Below are 18,272 nucleotides of genomic sequence, written 5' to 3' on the forward strand. Positions count from 1 at the left end.
GGGCCCAGCCGGCGGGTACGGTGCCGTAGCCGGTCAGGTGGGCTGGTTCGTGGTCTCCGGTCAGCAGGGTGCGGTCGGTGATGACGAGTTGGATTTCGATGTCGGCGCCGGCGGTGGTGCCCGGCTTCTTATCCTTGGGGTGTTCGGCTCTGGTGACGCGGTCGACGAGGGTGTCGGCCATGATTTGGCCGCGGCAGCGGTCGTCGCCGGTGGCGCGGAGCCGGTCGGCGGCTCGTTCGAGGGCTGCTTGGACGGCGATGCCGTGGGCGACGGGCAGCAGCCCGGTCACGTAGGTCATGGTGTCCGGCGCCGGTCGGGTGGTCACGGTCCGTTCGGTGGCGGCTTTCGCGGCCCGGCGGACCACTGAGTGCGGGTCGAGGCGGTAGGCCTCCTTTTTCGCGGCGGCGATCAGGCGTTTATCGCCGAGGCCTTCCAGGTTGGCGGGGTCGGCGGCGAGGGCCTCGTCGACCCGGGCCCGGTCCGCGGCCTCGAGGCAGGCGGTTTCGCGGACCAGCACGGTGGCGCGCCATTCGCTGAGTACCCCGGTGGTCAGGGCGGCCAGGGTGTGGGGCATTTCCTTGACCAAGGCGCCGGCCAGGCCCAGGTGGCGGCTGCCGCGGGTGGGACTGTCCCGCCGGGCCAGCCCGATCTGGGAGGCGATGCCTTCGCCTTGTTTGTCCTTGGCCACCCCGGCGTCGGCTTGGGCGGCGCGTTGGGAGGCGTCGAAGACGGCGGTGGCCCGGGCCTGAGCGGCCGCGGCGGCGGCTTTCAGGTCCTCCAGTTTCCGGATTCGATCCACCAGGTCCGTATCCGGCACGTCGCCGGGAAGCTCCGCCAGCAGTGCCGCGAAATCCGCTATCGGACACGAGCCGGACGCGTCCGCCCGGACAGCGCCCCGTTGCGGCTCCACCACCTGGCCGCCCGCCGGGGCGGCAGGGGTGACCCGAGCGGTGGGTGGCCCCTGGCTCTGGGCGGGCTCCCCGCTCGTATCGGATGATGGTTTGTCGAACATGTATTCGACACTACGGGCCCCTGGTCAGCCCCTCAATGGCTCAACCACCCTATGTGGACAAACTCCACCCCGACCACACCTGTGGAGGAGGAGCGAAACAGATTGCAACTGGGATGCCGGGAGCGTGTGCCCGCCGTCGATCAAGGATTAAGTTGGGCCGCTGCAGCGGCGGCATGTTCAGGGTCACCCGTGGTCAACGCATATACCCCGTAATTGATCGGAGAGGCGGATGCCAGCGCTTCGCAGCGTTCTTCGAGCCGTACTGGTACGTGCCCACCGGCCGCAGCGTAGGCCTCGACGGATAACTGGAATGTCTCCGGCGTCGACACCATATGATGCAGGGCGAAATCCGAAACAGGATCGCCGACCTTCGCCGTCGTCCAGTCAAGCACCGACTCAATGGTGCCATCACCGGCAAGCAGTAAATGCGCCGGGTAAAGCTCACCATGGGTAAACGAAGAACGCTCCGGCCACAGCTCATCATCCGCCAGCCATGCATCCCATGCAGCGAGCAGATCGTCACTGATCGTGAATTCGGAGCGGACGTGATCCAGATTGGTGCTCCACTCCTCACGCACCTCCGCCGGTGATTGCACAGGAGTGCCCGAAGTCTCCGCCGCGCGGGTGTCGATCTGGTGAAGTTCGGCGATCAGCCGGCCCAGCGAGCGGGCATAGACGGGCGATTCGCGGTCGAAGTGCCACACTGGTTCGCCTGTCCCGGCGTCCAGGGTCAAGCCCGGGTCACCCGGCAATAGCGGGTAAGCGATCAGCTCATCGCTCCGGATCCGCCAATCGGGCACGGCCACGGACAGCTCATGCTTTACGAAGTCGAGAATCCGCGCCTCGTCTGCGATTTTCGCAGAGACATCGGTGCGGCGGGGGATGCGCAATACCCAGCCTGCGCCGTCGTCGTCCCTGGCGAAGGCCACACGGTAGTCAAGCCCTGCCTCGTTGAATGTCACGCTGGACTTATCGATGATGAGCCCGTGGGAGGCGGCCAGGGCGGCGACTTCACTTGGCTGGGAAGTATCGGTTTGCTGCATCGGAGCCTCCCTCTTGTGCCCGCTCGTGGTCGACGACGGCGGGATGCCAGTCACGATAGCAAAGTACGGAGCGCCCTATTTGAGGGGCCGTCAGCGGGGCGACGGGACAATGCCGAACAGGTTCTCGCGTAATGATGGAGTCGGGACATCCCGTCCGCCTGCCGGGTGAGAATAGGCTGGACCGTGGCCGCACCCAGTCGCGCGCCCGTCTGCCAGCCCTGAGGAGCCTGATTGTCCACGAAGCCGCCAGCCGGACTGCTCTTCGTGCTTTGGTGCGCTATCGGCGTCGGCCCGCTGCTCAGCTACGGCTTGAGTACCACCAGTTCACTGGTGATCGAGGACCTGGGGATCAGCGAATCCCAGTTCGGCCTGCTGGCAACTGTCACGTTTTTCACCGCCAGCCTCACCGCACTATGGCTCGGCAAGCTGGCCGACCGGGTCTCCGAGCGGACCGCGCTGCTGATCATTTTCGGCGGAGCCGCGGCCTCCATGCTGGTCGCGGCCCTCTCGCACAGCTACGTCGTGCTGATCGCGGCGATGATTGTTTCCGGCGGGGCGCAGGCGATGGCCAACCCGGGCACCAACCGGGTGGTGATGCGGCTGGATCCGCCGCACAAGCGCCCGGGCCGGCTTGGCCTGAAACAGTCAGGCGTCCAGGGAGCCCAGCTGTTCGCCGGAATCTTCTTCCCGGCGGTGGCGTTGCTGGCGGGCTGGCAGGGCGCCGCGGCGGCTGCCGCCGTCGTCATTATGATTCTGGCGTTCTTTGCTGCACGGCAGGTGCCTGCGCCGGCGGTCGATGCACGACGACGGTCGACGACGACGGCGGGCACCGGCAGTGACGGGGTCAAGGAGAATCCCGGCCGGCTGCCGGGTGTGGTGTGGGCCTACGCGGCCACGGCGTTTGCCACGGGTGTGGGAATCCAGGCCACCAATGTCTATTTGCCGTTGTTCGCGCAGCGGGATCTCGGTTTCTCCCTGTTGCTGGCGGGGCTGACTGCTGCACTGGCCGGCAGCGTGGGGATGGTGTCGCGGGTTTCCTGGGGTCGGGCGATGTCCCTGCGCCGAAACGGGTTTTCGGTATTGCTGATCCTGGCCTGCGGCGCGGCCGCCGGTGCGCTGCTGCTGCTGTCATCTGCCCCGGCTGGACAGGCGTGGATGCTCTGGGTGGGGACTTTCCTGCACGGCGCCACCGCCTTGGCCGTCAATGTCGTCGTCATGGCCGGGGCCATCCGGGAGGTGCCCAAGGCCCGGGTCGGGGCCACGTCGGGGGTCGTCTCAATGGGGATGTACGTCGGTTTTGGCATCGGACCGCTGGCGATGGGGCTGCTGCTGCAACTCTTCGGCGGATTCCAGGCCGGCTGGTCGCTGGTGCTGGCCGCGTATCTGTTGTGTGCGGTGATCTGCTTCGTTGCCCGGTTGAGTGGCAAGGGCAGCAGCCCGGCGCACGCGTAGCCCGGCGGCCGCGGCACGGGAACCAGGCATAAACGCCACAAATAGCTGCTATCCACAATTCCCTCTTCCGCAAATATCGACGCGGCGGCAGTCTGGTGATGACGCGCACAGTACGAACGACCTATTCATCACCGCAGAAGGAAACACATCGTGGAAAAGCTCCTCTCCCACCTCGCCCATCTGGAGATCTCCAGTCCCGACGTGGAGGCCTCAGCCGCCTTCTACGAGCAGAAGTTCGGCATGCGGATTGTCGACCGCATCGACGGCACCATCTACCTCCGCTGCTGGGGCGACTACTACCGCTACAGCCTGGTGGTGACCGACGGCGACGAGCCTGGACTGGTCCGAATGGCCTGGCGCACCGCCAGCGAAGCCGCGCTGGAAACTGCCGCGAAGAACATAGCAGCAGCCGGCACGGAAGGGCACTGGACCGATGGCGGCAACGGGTACGGCAAGGCCTACGAATTCGTCGGGCCGTATGGTCATCCGATGCGCCTGGTCTATGAGCTGGAGAAATTCGAGGCCGAGCCGGGATTCGCCTCCATCTACCCGGACCGTCCGGAAAAGCGCAGCAGGCACGCATGCGCCCCGCGATTCCTGGACCACGTGACCGTTGCGGCGTCCGACGTCCGGGGGTTCGCCAAGTGGTACAACGAAGTCCTCGGATTCCGCATCATGGCCTTCACCGACCTGGACGAGGCGCCGATCACCGTCTTCTCCGTGCTGACCACCAACGAGAAGTCCCACGATCTGGGGGTTGTACTCGACACATCGGATCGGGCCGGCCGCGTCAACCACATTGCGTTCTGGACGGACACGCACGAGGAACTGCTGATCACGGCCGACGTATTGATGGAAAACGGCACCCCGATGGAATATGGCCCCTCCATTCACGGCATCGGCGAGCAGAACTTCCTCTACTTCCGCGAGGCCAGCGGCCTGCGCGTGGAACTGAACTCCGGCGGGTACCGCAACTACGTGCCGGACTGGGAGCCTACAACGTGGAAACCGTCCGACGGGTCGGCCAACTTCTATCGCAACGGCGCCATGCCGGACTCGATGACCGAATCCTTCCCCGCCGCGGACGGCCTCACGGCCACCGAAGAGGGGGCTTCAGAGGACATGAAGGCCGATCTGCTCAACCCTTATGCCCGGCAGGGACGGGGCTGAATCATGGCCTACTCCTTCATCCGATTCAGGGCACCCGGCGAATCCGGAACACGCGCCGGCCTGGTGTCCGGCCATCACGTGCTGCCGCTCGAGCAGCGGATTGACGACGTCGTCGCCGGCTGGCGGGACATCGAAGCACGGTGCGATGCACTGGCCGCGGACGCGGGCGGACACGGGTGGCTGAACTATGACGACGTCGAGGTGCTGGCCCCGGTCGAACCTCGCCAGGTGATTCAGGCCGGTGCGAACTACCGGACGCATGTGATTGACCTCAGCCTCGCCCACCGACCGGCGGACGACCCGCGCAGCGAGGAACAGATCGCCGAAGAAACCGCCGCGATGATGGACAAGCGGGCCGCCGAAGGCCTGGCCTACTTCTTTATTGGACTGCCGACGGCGATTGCCTCGGCCGCCGACGAGCTCGTGCTGCCGGGCTACAGCCGCAAACACGACTGGGAACTGGAACTGGCCGCCGTCATCGGCACCGAGGCATTCCGCCTCAGCCCGGAAGAGGCGCTTGACCATGTCTTCGGCTACACGATGGTCAATGACATCACCACCCGCGACCTGGTCTTCCGCAAGGACATGCCGGAGATCGGTACGGACTGGTACCGGGCCAAGAACGCCCCGGGCTTCCTGCCCACCGGCCCGCTGCTGCTTCCGGCGAAATTCGTCGACGACCCGCAGGATCTGAAGGTGACCCTGAAGCTCAACGGCGAAACCATGCAGGACGAATCGACCTCCGACATGATCTTCACGGTGGCCCAGTTGGTCTCCCAGGCGTCGCAGAACATGCCCCTGCTGCCCGGGGACCTGGTGCTGACCGGAAGTCCCGCAGGAAACGGGGCGCATTGGGGACGCCTGCTCCGCGACGGAGACGTGATGGAAGGCAGCATCAGCGGACTTGGCACTCAAATTGTCCGTTGCCGGGACGAGGGGACATCATGACAGACCAGCAGATCGACGAGAGCATCCGCCGCCACGACGCATTGGCCAGCATCACCGCGATGGCGCAGCGCCACAACAATTGGGGACGGTGGGGTGCCGACGACCGGCTGGGCACGCTGAACTTCATCGACGCCGCCAAGCGGGTGGAAGCGGCCGGACTCGTGCAGACCGGCCGCACGTTTTCACTGTCCCAGCCGTTCGACACCAACGGCCCGCAAAAAGGATGGCGCCGCCGCACCAACCCGGTCCACACCATGACTGACACCGGCGTCGATGCCGAACGCGGCAATCAGGGGTTCCCGCATGGCATCGGAGGAGCGGACGACGTGATCTCGATGCCGCTGCAGTGCTCCACCCAGTGGGACGGACTCGGGCACATCTTCGACCGCGGCAAGGCGTGGAACGGCCGGGCGGCCGGCGACGTCGTCACCTCCGAGGGCGACTTGGTCACCGGCATCGAGACAGCGGCGGCGCACATCGTCAGCAGGGGAGTGCTGCTGGATGTGGGGCGGGCTCTCGGTCCCGAGCTGGGACGGGACGACGGCGAGCTGCCGGATGGCTTCGCCATCACCGAGGAGCATCTGGAGCTGGCCATCGAACGCCAGGGCGATAGCTCTTCCGTCAGGCGAGGCGACGTCGTCGTGCTTAGAACCGGCCAATACACCCGGACCCGGCGTGAGGGGTGGGGCGATTATGCGGGAGGCCCGGCACCGGGATTGTCTTTCACCTCGGCCGGCTGGCTGCACCGGACCGAGATCGCCGGCATCGCCACGGACACCTGGGGCTTCGAAGTGCGCCCCAACGAATTCGACACTGCCTTTCAGCCGTTGCACCAGATCGCCATCCCGAATCTTGGCCTGTTTATCGGTGAGATGTGGGACCTGGACGAACTGGCCGCAAGCTGCGCCGAGGACGGCCGGTACGACTTCATGCTGACGGCGGCGCCGCTGCCCATCACCGGCGCGGTCGGTTCACCGGTCAACCCCATCGCCCTCAAGTAATACAGCCAATCCACGCAGCAGCCGCAGCAAAGGAGCACACCATGGCAGCCGTTGAGAAGGTCGGAATCGTCGGATCGGGGGCCTCAGGACTGACCGCAGCAGTTCTTCTTGCCGATGCCGGTATCGACGTCGAAATCCTGGAAAAGACGGATGGCCCGTCCACGCTGGGATCCGGAATCACGCTGCAGGGAAACGCCCTGCGCATCTTCAAACAGCTCGGCATCCGGGACCAGATGGAGGCCAAGGGCTTCGCCTTCAGCACACTGGGGCTGCGCGCGCCGGATCCGGACGGCACGGTGCTCGCCGTCATCGACGATATCCGCACCGGCGGCGAGGACCTTCCATCGACGCTGGGCATGAACCGGCCGGAACTGGCGGACATCGTCCGCGGCCGGGCCGTCGACGCTGGCGTACGGATCCGCTACTCCAGCCATGTCACAGGCGTGAAGGACGACGGCGAGAGTGTGGCGGCGGTGCTGTCGGATGGCGCCACCCGGCACTACGACGTGTTGATCGGTGCGGACGGCATCCACTCGAGGGTGCGGCGGGAGATCGGCATCGAAACGGAACCGGAATCCACCGGAATGGGAATCTGGAGGGCTTTCGTGGACAGGCCGGAAGAGGTCGTCCGCACGGACCTGACCTACGGCGGGCGCTGCTACATCGCCGGCTACTGCCCCACCGGTGAGCACAGCATGTATGCCTACCTGGTGGAGGACGCCCAGGACCGCCACGACGTCGACGGGTCAAGGATAATGACGGAGCTGGCCACCTCCTATGGCGGTCCATGGAACGAGATCCGCAAGAGCCTGGAGGCCGGGGCCCGCGTCAACTACACGCACTTCACCGCCCATCTTGTCGATGGTCCGTGGAACCGCGGCCGGACGGTTATCATCGGCGATGCTGCGCACAGCTGTCCGCCGACCATCGCCCAAGGGGCGGCGATGGCGGTGGAAGATGCGGCGGTGCTCGCCGAGCTGCTGATCGAATCCGACCAACTCGATGACGCCGTGTGGCAGGCGTTCAGCGCACGCCGGCTGGAGCGGGCCAGGGAGGTGGTGGAGGCCTCGGTGCAGCTGGGGCAGTGGATGCTCGACGGCGTCACCGACGCCGATGTGCCGGGGCTGCTGAACCGCATTTCCAACCGGGTGAAGGAGCCTGCGTGATCCCGTCCGCGCCGGTGGCCGATATCCACGCCCATGTGCTGCTTCCGGAGCTGGGCGACTACGTGGCCCGGGCGGACCCGTCGGGATTCGCGGCGCATCAGGACCTCGAGCGGCGGCGGCACGGGGAAGCATCGCTGCAAAACTCGGCAACCATGATCCGTCAACGCTGGCCGCAGCTGACCGACCCGGAACGCCGACTGGCGGACATGGATACCGCCGGCGTGGAGGTGCAAGTGGTTTCTCCCTCTCCGTCGCACTACTACTACTTCGCGGATCAGGCACTCGCGATGGAAGTGGCGCCCCGGACCAACATGGCGATCCGTACCCTCGTGGACCGGGCGCCGCAGCGACTGCACGGATTCGGGCTGGTGCCGCTGCAGCATCCCGGACTCATGGTCGGCGCGCTGGAGCATGCCGTCGTTGAATGCGGGCTGCTGGGGGTGGAAATCGGCTCCTTTGCACCGTCCCCGGAGGCCGGGGCCGGCACCGTGGAGCTCTCCGATGCACGGCTGGAACCCTTCTGGGCCCGCGCCGAAGAGTTGGGTGCCATCGTGTTCCTGCATCCCTTTGGATGTTCCCTGGACGAACGGCTGGACCATTTCTATCTGTCCAACACGGTGTCCCAGCCGGCCGAAAATGCCGTGGCGCTGTCCCATCTGATCTTCGCCGGAGTATTGGACCGGCACCCTGAACTGAAGCTGCTGGCCGCCCATGGCGGCGGGTATCTGCCAACCACACTCGGCCGATCCGACCACGCCTGGAAGGTGCGCTCCGAAGCACATGGCTGCGCGGACCCGCCGTCGTCGTACATCAAGCGCATCTGGTTCGATTCGCTGCTGCACAGTCCAACCGAACTCCGCGCGCTGGTGGCCGCCGCCGGAGCGGATCACGTGCTGCTCGGCTCGGACTACCCTTTCGACATGGGTTCCGATGATCCGGTCGCCGACGTCCGCGACGCGGGACTTTCGGCGACGGACGAAGACAATATCCTCAGACATAACGCGGCGGCGCTCGGACTCCGGGTGCACGCCCGACGAGAGTAAGGACAAAGATGGTCAAGCTTGCCCGCTGGATGCAGCCCGATAAAACGCACGACGGCGGAGCGGCCCGGTCCGGTTTCATCAGCCGGGACCGCTGTTACGCGCTGACCGATGACCGCAGCACCAACGACCTGCTGGCGCTCGGCCTGGACGAAACATTGCAACTGGCCCAACAACTCATCGGCCGGGCGCCCTCGGTTCCGCTGGCCGACGTCGTACTGCTCGCTCCGCTGCAGCCGGCCTCGATCAGGGACTTCGTGGCCTTCGAGGAACACGTCGAAGGTGTGCGGAAGAGCATCGACGGCGTCGGCACGGTGGTGGCCGAATGGTACGAGGCACCCACCTTCTACTTCACGAATCCGCACACGGTCAGTGCCACCGGCGAGGAGATCGGCATCCCGGCCGGCTGCGACCAACTGGACTTTGAAACCGAGGTGGCCGCCGTCGTCGGGTACGTCGGCGGCAGCAGCGGCCGCAACCTCACGGCCGACGAGGCCCACCGGCACATCTTCGGCTACACCGTCTTCAACGACTGGTCCGCCCGGGACCTGCAGCGCCGGGAGATGAAAGTGAGCCTGGGCCCGTGCAAGGGCAAGGACTTTGCCAACACCCTTGGACCGTGGATTGTCACAGCCGACGAGTTCGCACCCAGGCACGACGACGACGGCTTCCTGCCCATCGCCATGACCGTTCAGGTCAACGGCGAGGCGGTCGGGCAGGATCGGTTGTCGAACATGGGGTGGCCCTTTGCCGAACTGGTGGCGTATGCCTCGCAGGACTCGGTGGTGGTTCCCGGCGATGTGCTGGGATCGGGCACCTGCGGCAGCGGATGCCTGGCGGAGCTGTGGGGGCGGCACGGCGGCATGGTTCCCCCGCCGCTGACGACGGGCGACACGGTACGGATGAGCGTCGAGGGGATTGGCAGTATCGAAAACAGGGTCGGGCCGCGGCGCGAGGCGGAAACCCTGGTCCGGGCACGGGCACGTCCCGGAACTAGCCCGAATCGGTCCGCTGGATAGTGACCGGGTGAGCGTCGGGCGCGTGCAGGTGATGAAGCTGCGAACATGCCCGCTGTACCGCGGAGCGGAGCCACACATTGGCCGGATCCTCGTCCCGGGACGGGTGCCAAAACATTGCCTCGACCAGAGACGTCTCCAGGTCGTCGGAGAAGTCGATGACGGCGATGCCGGCACCGCGCTGAGCCCGGGCGGCCAGCATCCGCGGCACCATCGCCAGCAGGTCGGTGCCTTCGACGAGCCATGGCAGCGGCAGGAATCCGGTGGCGACGGCGGCAACATTGCGGTGGAGGCCATGGGCCTCAAAGAGCCGGTCGGGCGGAGTGTGGATATCCTCGCCGAAGAAACCCACCGCATGCGGAGACGTGGCAAGATCCTCAAGGTTGACCGCCGGCCGTTCCAGAATCGGATGCTCCGCATCCACGACCGCGGCGAACGTGTCACGGAAGACATGCCGGCTGGCGCCCTGCAGTCGGTACCCGGTTGGGCCAACGAGCAGGTCCATCCGCGAGAATTCGGACAGTTCGCCGTGCACCGAGGAATTCGGGATGAAATCCACCGTGACGCCGGGCGCTTCCGTGCGCAGGTAGCGCCGCAGCGGGACCACCATCAGCGTGGTGGCATAGTCGGATGCTGCGATGACAAAGGTTCGTTCGCTGGATGCGGGATCGAAGCCGGAGCGGACACGCGTCGCGCGCTGCACATACTGCATCGCCTCCTCGACGAGGGGAACGAGAGCCTGGGCGAACGGCGTCAATTCATAGACCCGGCCAACTCTGACCAGCAGTTCGTCGTCGAAATGGCGGCGGAGCCGGGCCAGTGCGGCACTGGTCGCCGGTTGGCTGAGCTGCAGGCGCTCTGCCGCGCGGGAGACATTGCGCAGTTCCAGCAACACCTGAAGCTGTGGCAACAAGTTCAGGTCCAGATGCTTCATGGCTCCACGTTATCCAACCTGCTTGCCGCCACCCGGATCTTCTTGGACTGTTGGTGCTCCGCGCTGGCCTGTCGTCCGGGCTAGCATGAGATCAAGTGGAGGCACCGGGAATGAGGGGTAAGCACATGGAGACCAGAGCAGCAGTGGCAACAGCTCCTGACACCGATCTCGATATCCGGGACGTCCAGGTCGATGACCCCGGTCCGGACGAGATCCGGGTGAAGATTGCCGCATCCGGCGTCTGTCACACCGATGCCATCATCCGGGACCAGTGGTACCCGGTTCCGTTGCCCGTTGTCCTGGGGCACGAGGGTGCTGGAACCGTCGAGGCTGTGGGATCGGCCGTGGAAGGATTCTCCACAGGTGACAAGGTTGTTATCGGTCCGGCTTTCTGCGGCCACTGCGAGCAGTGCATCTCCGGACATCCCATGTATTGCGCGAACTTCTACGATCGCAACTTCGGGGTGCAGCGCCAGGACGGCTCGAAGGCCTTTTTTGACGACGAGGGTGCCATCGGCTCCCACTTCTTCGGCCAGTCCTCCTTCGCCGAGTACACCAACGTGGTGGCCCATGGTGCGGTTAAGGTCCCCGCAGACGCACCGCTGGACATTCTCGGGCCGCTAGGTTGTGGCATCATGACCGGTTCCGGCGCTGTCCTCAATGTCCTGGAGCCCAAGCCAGGTTCGACCATTGCAGTATTCGGCACCGGGGCCGTTGGCATGGCGGCAATGCTGGCCGCCAAGGCCGCCGGGGCCACCACCATCATCATGGTCGATATCGTCGAGGAGCGCCTGGAATTCGCCAAGGAACTCGGCGCCACCCACACCGTCAACTCCAGGGAGACGGACCCGGTCGAGGCGATAAAGGAGATCACCGGCGGCGTGCACTACGCACTCGACACCACGGGCGTCCCCGCGGTCTTCTCGCAAATGACGAAGTCGCTGGCCACCAGGGGCCACGGGGCCCTGGTGGGAGCTGCGAAACTGGGGACGGAGGCGCCCTTCGACATCGGTACGCTGTTGCTTAATGGCATCCACGTCAGCCTCGTCATCGAAGGAGACGCAGTACCGAAGGAGTTCATCCCCCGACTGATCAATCTCCACGCCCAGGGTAAGTTCCCCTTCGACAAGCTCATCAAGAAGTACTCCTACGAGGACATCAATCAAGCCTTCGCCGATTCCGCCGACGGTTCGACGATCAAGCCGGTCATCGTGTTCTGAGCGCACGCCGGTCCCCGGGTGGGCGATACCGATGGGAGCGGCAGCGTTGTCAGCCGGCGACGAGGCTGTTCCTCAATAACGTGCTGATGTTTTGTGCGTACTGTTTCGCTGTCCATCCCCGCTGTTCGGTCAGTTCCCGCCACATTTCCGGCAGTGTAATCGAGTAAGAGATATCGGCCGCGGTGTCAACGGTCCAACCCTTCGCGAGCCGGCCTTCCTCGGCAATCCGTTCCATGATGGCCCGATGAACGGCGCGGCGGCCATGGACTCGGTTCCGCCATGCGGCTGCCAGTGCATCGTCCTCGAACTGCGCAGCCTGGAGAACCCGCACGACAGATTCGACCTTCGGTGAGTAAATTGCATGCAACTCCACCATGCGGTCCAGTGCTTCGGCCCCGGGGAGCGCGTCGAACACGTGGGCCGCGAGTTCTTCGAGCCCGAGCTTCTCGTCCATGTGTTCCACCAGTGCAGTGAGCAGCCCGGACCTGTCCCCGAAGTGCAGGTAGACAGCCTGCCGTGACACCCCGGCCCGCTCCGCGGCGTCGGCCAGTCGCGTCTTCGACCCGAGCTCCTCAATCGCCTCCCAGGCAGCTTGGAGAATGCGATGCCGCGTGGTCGGTTGGCCGTAGATAAAATCAGCACTTGGCAAAAACTTAGCAGTAAAATCAGTTTACACGGCGTCAACTGCGAGGAAAGGAGGCCGACGTCGGCGGCCAGTGGCCGCTCATCAGGGACCATAAGCGGAGCATTGGGAGGGAACTTCTGCCGCCGTCGGGCCTTCAAATCTGAAGAGAAAAGAACATGTCATGGCCGGGCCATTTATCTTTATCGGCACTCACGCCCTCAAGGAGGGGCAACTCGATAACTTCAAGCAGTATCTACCCGAGTTCATCGCAACCGTCGAGGCGCACGAGCCGCGCCTGATCCACTTTGGTGCTTACTTCAACGAGGAAGGCACCGAGGTTTCATTTGTCCAAGTTCACCCTGACTCGGACTCAATGGAGTTCCACATGCAAGTGGTGAAGGAGCACGTTGAGAACGCCTATGTCGACTATCTCGCTGAGACGAAGAATATTCAGATTTACGGGTCTCCGAGCGGGGCGGCATTGGGGATGATGCGCCAACTCGCTGGATCGGGTGTTTCTGTGGGTATCAAAAACGAAGACAAGGGCTTCAGCCGCCTGCCCGAAGGTGAACTTGCCTGACGCGGCCAGGTTTTGACCCCGGCGGGTTTCCGCCACGAGCGCCCCGGGGCGATGAAAGGGGCGGGTCATCGAACGCGATGACCCCCCTTCTTCGTGGCAACGGACCTATGCTGGGGAAGTGAGTTTCACGGCGGCGGACGGCAGATACGAACCCTACATTCGGTCGATTGCTCCTACTGTCGAGCGTGTGGCGGAGATTTGGAGATGGCGCCGCTGGGACGTTCATCTTGAACACGTCGGCCCATCCAAAGCTCCCGTCCGTATGCTGCTGGTTCACGGGGCAGGAGGCAACGCCGCGGCAATGTGGCCCTTTGCCGCACATCTATCGCAGCTTGGAGCCCTCGTAACTGTCGTGGACCTTCCTGGCTATGGGCGCACGCGTTCGCGGGGAAGCGGGCCGGTATCGTACCAGGATTGGCAGCGGTTGTTGGTCGACATCTCGGCGCGGATTGATGACAACAGGCCGCTACTGCTGATGGGCGCCAGTATGGGAGGGATGTTGGCGCTGGATACAGCTGTGTTGAGTGGCAGGGGCGATCGGGTCATCGCAACTTGTCTTCTCGATGTCGCAGACCTTGCTGTCCGCTCGGCGATCGTGCGGGCGCCGTGGATGGCACGTCTTTCTGTGCCGTTCCTGAAGATCATCAGGGGACCGGTTCGACGGATCCCCCTTCCCATGCGATGGATCGCCCCTATGCAGAAGATCTCCAATGACTCTGGGCTGTCCGCTCAAGCCACCCGGGACCCACGTGGTGGGGGTGGTTCGATGCCGTTGAACTGGTTCCGATCGTTCCTCGAGGCCGGCCCCGCGGTGCCGCCGGAATCGTACAGCGGGCCGCCTGTCATTCTGGTCCATCCGGACAACGACCAATGGACTCCCACGCGGATCAGTAGCCAGTATCTCAACAGGCTTGCCGGCAGCCATCGCTTAATAGAGCTCGCAGGATGCGGGCACTTTCCCATTGAGGAACCGGGTTTCCAGCAGTTCCTCGACGTAGTGGGTATGGAAATTGAATCCGTGACCCGCAGGTGAGCCGTCCTTCACGGCCGTTGTTCAGTTGATGGCCCTCACATTGAGGACCCGGTCGATGAAGGTTGTGACGTCGTCGAGCACGTCATCCTTGTTGGTTTCATTGAAGATTTCGTGACGGGCGCCGGGGTAGGACTTCGCCTCGGTGGCAGGGCCGCGGATTGTTTCGATGCCGGCACGGCTCGGTTCCATGGGCACCACCTCATCGTCTTCCCCGTGCAGATACAGCAGCGGAATGTCGCCAACCGAACCGTGGGCGTCGATGCGGTCCAGGCATCCTTGCAGCGCCTCCAGCGTCGGCCGCTTGAAGTCGCCGTGCCACACCAACGGGTCATTGGTATAGGCGTCCGCAACTGCCGGGTCGCGGGACAGCGCCGAAGGGTCGATGGGCGTGGGCGGAATTTCCTCCAGCGGCAGCAGGTCGTCGAGCACTGCCCAGCTGCCAAGCACCGGTCCGGAAAGCACGACGGCGGCCAGGTCGTCCGCGTGCAATTGGCTGTAGCGTGCGGCAATCATCCCGCCCATGGAGTGGCCGATGAGCACCACGGGCATTCCCGGGTTCCTCTCCGTGGCCAGCCGGACCAGGCGGTGGAAATCGTCGACGACGAGGTCGAAGTCGGTGATGAGTACCCGTTCGCCTTCGCTGCGGCCGTGGCCGGCGTGGTCGACGCCGTAGACACTGGCGCCGTGCGTGTTCAGCTGGTCGGCAACCCATTCATAGCGGCCGATGTGCTCGCCGTATCCGTGGCACAGCACCGCCACGTACCGTGGTTGGTCGATCTCCCACGAGGCTGTGGCCAGGTCGCCTGCATGTCCTGGAATCATCTCGGTCCGGGCCACTGTGTCTCCTTCGACAGTCGTTGGCGGCTTTGTCTATTTATAGCAGCCGCCGGCTACCGGCCGGCGTCTTCCCGCAAGCACTGCACTGCGAAGCCTCGGCGGTTCCGTGGAAAAGTCACATCAGTCTCGTCAGTAACTACCGTTTACCGCACGAGAGGCACCGTTCGTCTCACCACGTGGCTGCTGCCGTCGTCGGCGCCGGTGATCTATAGCACGATGGTCGCGGTTCGGCTGTGCCGGGACGAAACGATCAAAGGAGTTCGGCGATGGGTTGGCTCGATCGCGAAAGAACGATTGCACCTGCCGGTTATAACCGCTGGCTGATCCCACCGGCGGCGCTGGCCGTGCACCTGTGCATCGGCCAGGCGTACGCGACCAGCGTGTATAAAACCGCGCTGGTCAAGCACTTCGATGCCAGCCTGACGCAGATCGGGATCATCTTCTCGATAGCCATTGTGATGCTGGGGCTGTCTGCTGCGGTGATGGGAACGTGGGTCGACAGGAATGGCCCGCGCAAGGCGATGTTCACCTCTGCCCTCTTCTGGTCCGGCGGATTCATCGTCGGCGCGCTGGGCATCTTCAGCAACCAGCTCTGGCTCGTCTATCTCGGGTACGGCTTTATTGGCGGTATCGGCCTCGGAATCGGCTACATTTCCCCGGTGTCCACGTTGATCAAGTGGTTCCCCGACCGTCCCGGGCTTGCCACAGGCATGGCGATCATGGGATTCGGCGGGGGAGCGTTGATTGCCTCGCCACTATCGGCGGCGCTGCTGGCCGCTTACGACCCGGAATCAGGAACCGACGGATGGGTCGCCAGTGGCGAAGCCGTCGGAATGCTCTTCATGACGCTGGCCGTGGTCTACCTGGCGTACATGCTGTTCGGCGCGCTGACCATCAAGGTGCCGGCGCCCGGCTGGAAGCCGGCGGGATTCAACCCGGAGAAGGTCAAGGCCAAGACGCTCGTCACGGACGGACAGGTCTCGGCGTCGAACGCCACCAAGACGAAGCAATTCTGGCTGGTCTGGATAGCACTGTTCTGCAATGTTACGGCCGGCATCGGCATCCTGGAGCAGGCCTCACCGATGATCCAGGACTTCTTCCGCCAGTCCGACGGCGGCTCGCTGGTCAGCGTGGGTGTGGCCAGCGGCTTCGTGGGGCTATTGTCGATCGCCAATATGGCCGGCCGCTTCGGCTGGTCTGCCACTTCGGATGTCATTGGCCGCAAGCGGATCTACATGATGTACCTGGGCGTCGGCGCCGTGCTGTATGTACTGCTCGCGCTCACCGGCGCCAGTACGACGGCGCTGTATGTGGCGCTGGCGTTCGTGATCATTTCCTTCTACGGCGGCGGGTTCTCCACGCTGCCCGCCTACCTGCGCGACCTGTACGGCACCTTCCAGGTGGGCGCGATCCATGGCCGGATGCTCACCGCCTGGTCGGCGGCGGGTATTGCCGGACCGCTGATCGTCAATGCCTTCCTGGACGCACAGGGCACGCCGGGCGAATTGACCGCGCAGGCGTACCAGCCGGCGCTGCTGACCATGGTCGGCCTGTTGGTCGTCGGGTTTATTGCCAACCTGATGATCAAGCCCGTCGCGTCCAAGCACCACGAACCTGCTCAGTCCCTCGACCGCGAATCTGCAATGGAGCCCTGATATGGAAACCGCAAAAGTCACTGTCGCCTGGGCGCTGGTCGGACTGCCGCTGTGCTATGGGCTGTTCATCACGCTGACCAAGGTGACGGCACTGTTCAACTGAGTACCGGCGTCGTCGCCTGGACCGCCGGCGGGATCAGTCGCAGCAGTCGCATTCGCCGCTGCAATTGCAGCTCACTTCCCCGTCGGGTTCTTCGTCCGTGCCGATCCGGGTGATGGGCATGGCGCAGCAGGCGTCGCCCTTCCACGCTTCGCGTCCTTCCTTGACCGCCCACGCGGCGATGACCAGTGCGGCAAGGGGGTCGGCCCAGGACCAGCCGAGCAGACTGTTCAGCAGCAGCCCGGCCAGCAGGACCCCGGACAGGTAGGCACAGAGCAGCGTCTGCTTGGAATCGGCGACGGCGGAACGTGAGCCGAGTTCGCGTCCGGCCCGGCGCTCGGCCAGGGACAGTGCCGGCATTACGGCCAGGCTGACTGCCGCCAGCACAATTCCCACGGTGGAGTGGGCGGGTTCCGTGCCGCTGATCAGTGCGCGGACAGCGTCGATGGCGACAAAGGCCGCCAGGGCGAAGAAGGAAAACGCGATGAAACGCAGCGCGGTTCTCTCCCGGGCTTCGGGATCGCGTCCGGCAAACTGCCACGCAACGGCCGCGGCGGATGTCACCTCGATAATCGAATCCAGGCCGAAGGCAATCAACGCGCTGGAGGAGGCGGCCGCGCCGGCACTGACTGCCACCACGGCTTCAATGATGTTGTAGGTGATGGTGGCAGCGACAAAGAGCTGGATGCGCCGGGACAATACGGCCCGGCGGTCGGTGTCCGGCCGTCCGTGTGCGTCGAGGAACGCCATCAGCAGCAACCGTCCCGGACGCTGTTGGCACAGTGGTCGGGATCAGTGGTCAGGACGACGGCGAGCAGTTCCGTCAGTGCGTTGCCGAGCTTTGAGTCCGCCAATTCGTATCGCGTCCGCCGGCCCTCCGGGACCGCCACCACCAATCCGCAGCCGCGCAGGCAGGCCAGGTGATTGGACAGCGACTGCCTGCTGACCGTCAGAATCCCGGCAAGGTCGCTGGGGTAGGACGGGCTGTCCCGCAGTGCCAGCAGAATTTGGGTCCTGGTCGGGTCCGAGAGGGCGTGCCCGAACCGGCTCAGCACGGAAGAATGGGTCAAGGCCTCCATATTTCCAAGAGTACAGCCCATGCTGAATACACGAAAGAATGTACTCTCGTCCCGGGGGGGGGGGTGTCCCTATGTTCTTCGTCAAGGGGTTGGGCTTGGGTTTTTCGAGAATGCGCGGCATGGCGTTTTGGGCAGGGGTTAGCGGCCGGCGGCGTGGTGCTCGCCGGCTGTGGGGCTGGTCTGGTCAGGCTGCCTTGATGGTCGGTGTGTCGTAGAGGGCGCCGTCGCGGAGCATGGCGAAGAGGACGTCGCAGCGGCGGCGGGCCAGGGCGATGAGGGCTTGGTTGTGGCGTTTACCTTCGGCGCGTTTGCGGTCGTAATAGGCCCGGGACTGGTCGTGCTTGAGGGCGGCGAAGGCGGA

At 64.7% G+C, this 18,272-nt stretch carries 19 protein-coding genes and 1 pseudogene; 12 read left to right on the plus strand and 8 right to left on the minus strand.

Annotated features, from left to right (window positions below; all coding sequences use genetic code 11):
* Together H535_RS0121170 and H535_RS0121175 are read right to left on the minus strand one after the other, a co-directional pair.
* Positions 1 to 1,012 (minus strand): DUF222 domain-containing protein (locus H535_RS0121170; protein WP_155838822.1); only part of this gene is annotated, 1,012 nt, incomplete at its 3' end.
* 140 nt (positions 1,013 to 1,152) lie between these two features.
* Complete coding sequence (locus tag H535_RS0121175; RefSeq protein ID WP_026821121.1) at positions 1,153 to 2,055, minus strand: macrolide 2'-phosphotransferase; 903 nt, start codon at positions 2,053 to 2,055, stop codon at positions 1,153 to 1,155.
* A 231-nt stretch (positions 2,056 to 2,286) separates the two neighbouring features.
* On the opposite strand from H535_RS0121175, the gene H535_RS0121180 reads away from it, so the two are divergent.
* The 7 genes from H535_RS0121180 (at position 2,287) to H535_RS0121210 (ending at position 9,851) form a co-directional block, all read left to right on the plus strand.
* The gene (locus tag H535_RS0121180) at positions 2,287 to 3,507 is read left to right on the plus strand and encodes an MFS transporter (RefSeq protein WP_026821122.1); all 1,221 of its coding nucleotides are present in this window, start codon (positions 2,287 to 2,289) and stop codon (positions 3,505 to 3,507) included.
* Positions 3,508 to 3,657: 150 nt separating this feature from the next.
* Entirely contained in the window at positions 3,658 to 4,677 is a 1,020-nt protein-coding gene (locus H535_RS0121185) for a VOC family protein (protein WP_026821123.1), read from the plus strand.
* A gap of 3 nt (positions 4,678 to 4,680) precedes the next feature.
* A complete protein-coding gene (locus H535_RS0121190; RefSeq protein ID WP_026821124.1) occupies positions 4,681 to 5,625 on the plus strand; it encodes a fumarylacetoacetate hydrolase family protein in 945 nt (314 codons plus the stop codon).
* Positions 5,622 to 6,626, plus strand: a complete 1,005-nt coding sequence (locus H535_RS0121195) for a cyclase family protein (protein WP_035770479.1) — start codon at positions 5,622 to 5,624, stop codon at positions 6,624 to 6,626. The genes H535_RS0121190 and H535_RS0121195 overlap by 4 nt, the downstream gene beginning before the upstream one ends.
* 41 nt (positions 6,627 to 6,667) lie before the next feature.
* Positions 6,668 to 7,792 carry an FAD-dependent monooxygenase gene (locus H535_RS0121200; protein WP_026821126.1) on the plus strand — a complete coding sequence of 375 codons (1,125 nt, stop codon included), beginning with the start codon at positions 6,668 to 6,670 and terminating at the stop codon, positions 7,790 to 7,792.
* Complete coding sequence (locus H535_RS0121205) at positions 7,792 to 8,835, plus strand: amidohydrolase family protein (protein ID WP_026821127.1); 1,044 nt, start codon at positions 7,792 to 7,794, stop codon at positions 8,833 to 8,835. The genes H535_RS0121200 and H535_RS0121205 overlap by 1 nt, the downstream gene beginning before the upstream one ends.
* Before the next feature lie 8 nt (positions 8,836 to 8,843).
* Positions 8,844 to 9,851, plus strand: a complete 1,008-nt coding sequence (locus tag H535_RS0121210; protein WP_026821128.1) for a fumarylacetoacetate hydrolase family protein — start codon at positions 8,844 to 8,846, stop codon at positions 9,849 to 9,851.
* Here the strand turns inward: H535_RS0121210 and H535_RS0121215 are convergent.
* Positions 9,826 to 10,782, minus strand: a complete 957-nt coding sequence (locus H535_RS0121215; protein WP_026821129.1) for a LysR family transcriptional regulator — start codon at positions 10,780 to 10,782, stop codon at positions 9,826 to 9,828. The genes H535_RS0121210 and H535_RS0121215 overlap by 26 nt on opposite strands.
* A 125-nt stretch (positions 10,783 to 10,907) precedes the next feature.
* On the opposite strand from H535_RS0121215, the gene H535_RS0121220 reads away from it, so the two are divergent.
* A complete protein-coding gene (locus H535_RS0121220; RefSeq protein ID WP_026821130.1) occupies positions 10,908 to 12,002 on the plus strand; it encodes an NAD(P)-dependent alcohol dehydrogenase in 1,095 nt (364 codons plus the stop codon).
* A 49-nt stretch (positions 12,003 to 12,051) separates the two neighbouring features.
* Here H535_RS0121220 and H535_RS28085 read toward each other — a convergent pair whose 3' ends face one another.
* Complete coding sequence (locus H535_RS28085; protein ID WP_051299638.1) at positions 12,052 to 12,651, minus strand: TetR/AcrR family transcriptional regulator; 600 nt, start codon at positions 12,649 to 12,651, stop codon at positions 12,052 to 12,054.
* Between the two features lie 157 nt (positions 12,652 to 12,808).
* On the opposite strand from H535_RS28085, the gene H535_RS0121230 reads away from it, so the two are divergent.
* Together H535_RS0121230 and H535_RS27165 are read left to right on the plus strand one after the other, a co-directional pair.
* Positions 12,809 to 13,207: a hypothetical protein gene (locus H535_RS0121230; protein ID WP_026821131.1), complete on the plus strand. Its 399-nt coding sequence runs from the start codon at positions 12,809 to 12,811 to the stop codon at positions 13,205 to 13,207.
* Positions 13,208 to 13,325: 118 nt separating this feature from the next.
* Positions 13,326 to 14,240: an alpha/beta hydrolase gene (locus tag H535_RS27165; protein WP_081416873.1), complete on the plus strand. Its 915-nt coding sequence runs from the start codon at positions 13,326 to 13,328 to the stop codon at positions 14,238 to 14,240.
* A gap of 21 nt (positions 14,241 to 14,261) precedes the next feature.
* On the opposite strand, the gene H535_RS0121240 is transcribed toward H535_RS27165, so the two are convergent.
* Positions 14,262 to 15,077, minus strand: coding sequence for an alpha/beta hydrolase (locus H535_RS0121240; protein ID WP_245580408.1), 816 nt, complete (start codon positions 15,075 to 15,077; stop codon positions 14,262 to 14,264).
* Between the two features lie 266 nt (positions 15,078 to 15,343).
* On the opposite strand from H535_RS0121240, the gene H535_RS0121245 reads away from it, so the two are divergent.
* Together H535_RS0121245 and H535_RS30460 are read left to right on the plus strand one after the other, a co-directional pair.
* Positions 15,344 to 16,732: an OFA family MFS transporter gene (locus H535_RS0121245; RefSeq protein WP_026821133.1), complete on the plus strand. Its 1,389-nt coding sequence runs from the start codon at positions 15,344 to 15,346 to the stop codon at positions 16,730 to 16,732.
* 1 nt (position 16,733) lies between these two features.
* Positions 16,734 to 16,835 (plus strand): MFS transporter small subunit, encoded by a 102-nt coding sequence (locus tag H535_RS30460; protein WP_425387312.1) that lies wholly within the window; start codon positions 16,734 to 16,736, stop codon positions 16,833 to 16,835.
* Positions 16,836 to 16,868: 33 nt separating this feature from the next.
* Here H535_RS30460 and H535_RS0121255 read toward each other — a convergent pair whose 3' ends face one another.
* From H535_RS0121255 to H535_RS29245, 3 genes and pseudogenes are all read right to left on the minus strand, one after another.
* Complete coding sequence (locus tag H535_RS0121255) at positions 16,869 to 17,582, minus strand: cation efflux transmembrane domain-containing protein (protein WP_026821134.1); 714 nt, start codon at positions 17,580 to 17,582, stop codon at positions 16,869 to 16,871.
* Positions 17,582 to 17,911, minus strand: a complete 330-nt coding sequence (locus H535_RS0121260) for an ArsR/SmtB family transcription factor (RefSeq protein WP_026821135.1) — start codon at positions 17,909 to 17,911, stop codon at positions 17,582 to 17,584. Before H535_RS0121260 ends, H535_RS0121255 begins: the two co-directional genes overlap by 1 nt.
* Positions 17,912 to 18,095: 184 nt before the next feature.
* Positions 18,096 to 18,272: pseudogene (locus H535_RS29245) on the minus strand (IS110 family transposase); the annotation flags it as partial.

This window comes from Arthrobacter castelli DSM 16402, from assembly GCF_000430705.1.
GTDB classification, from domain to species: Bacteria; Actinomycetota; Actinomycetes; order Actinomycetales; family Micrococcaceae; genus Arthrobacter_C; species Arthrobacter_C castelli.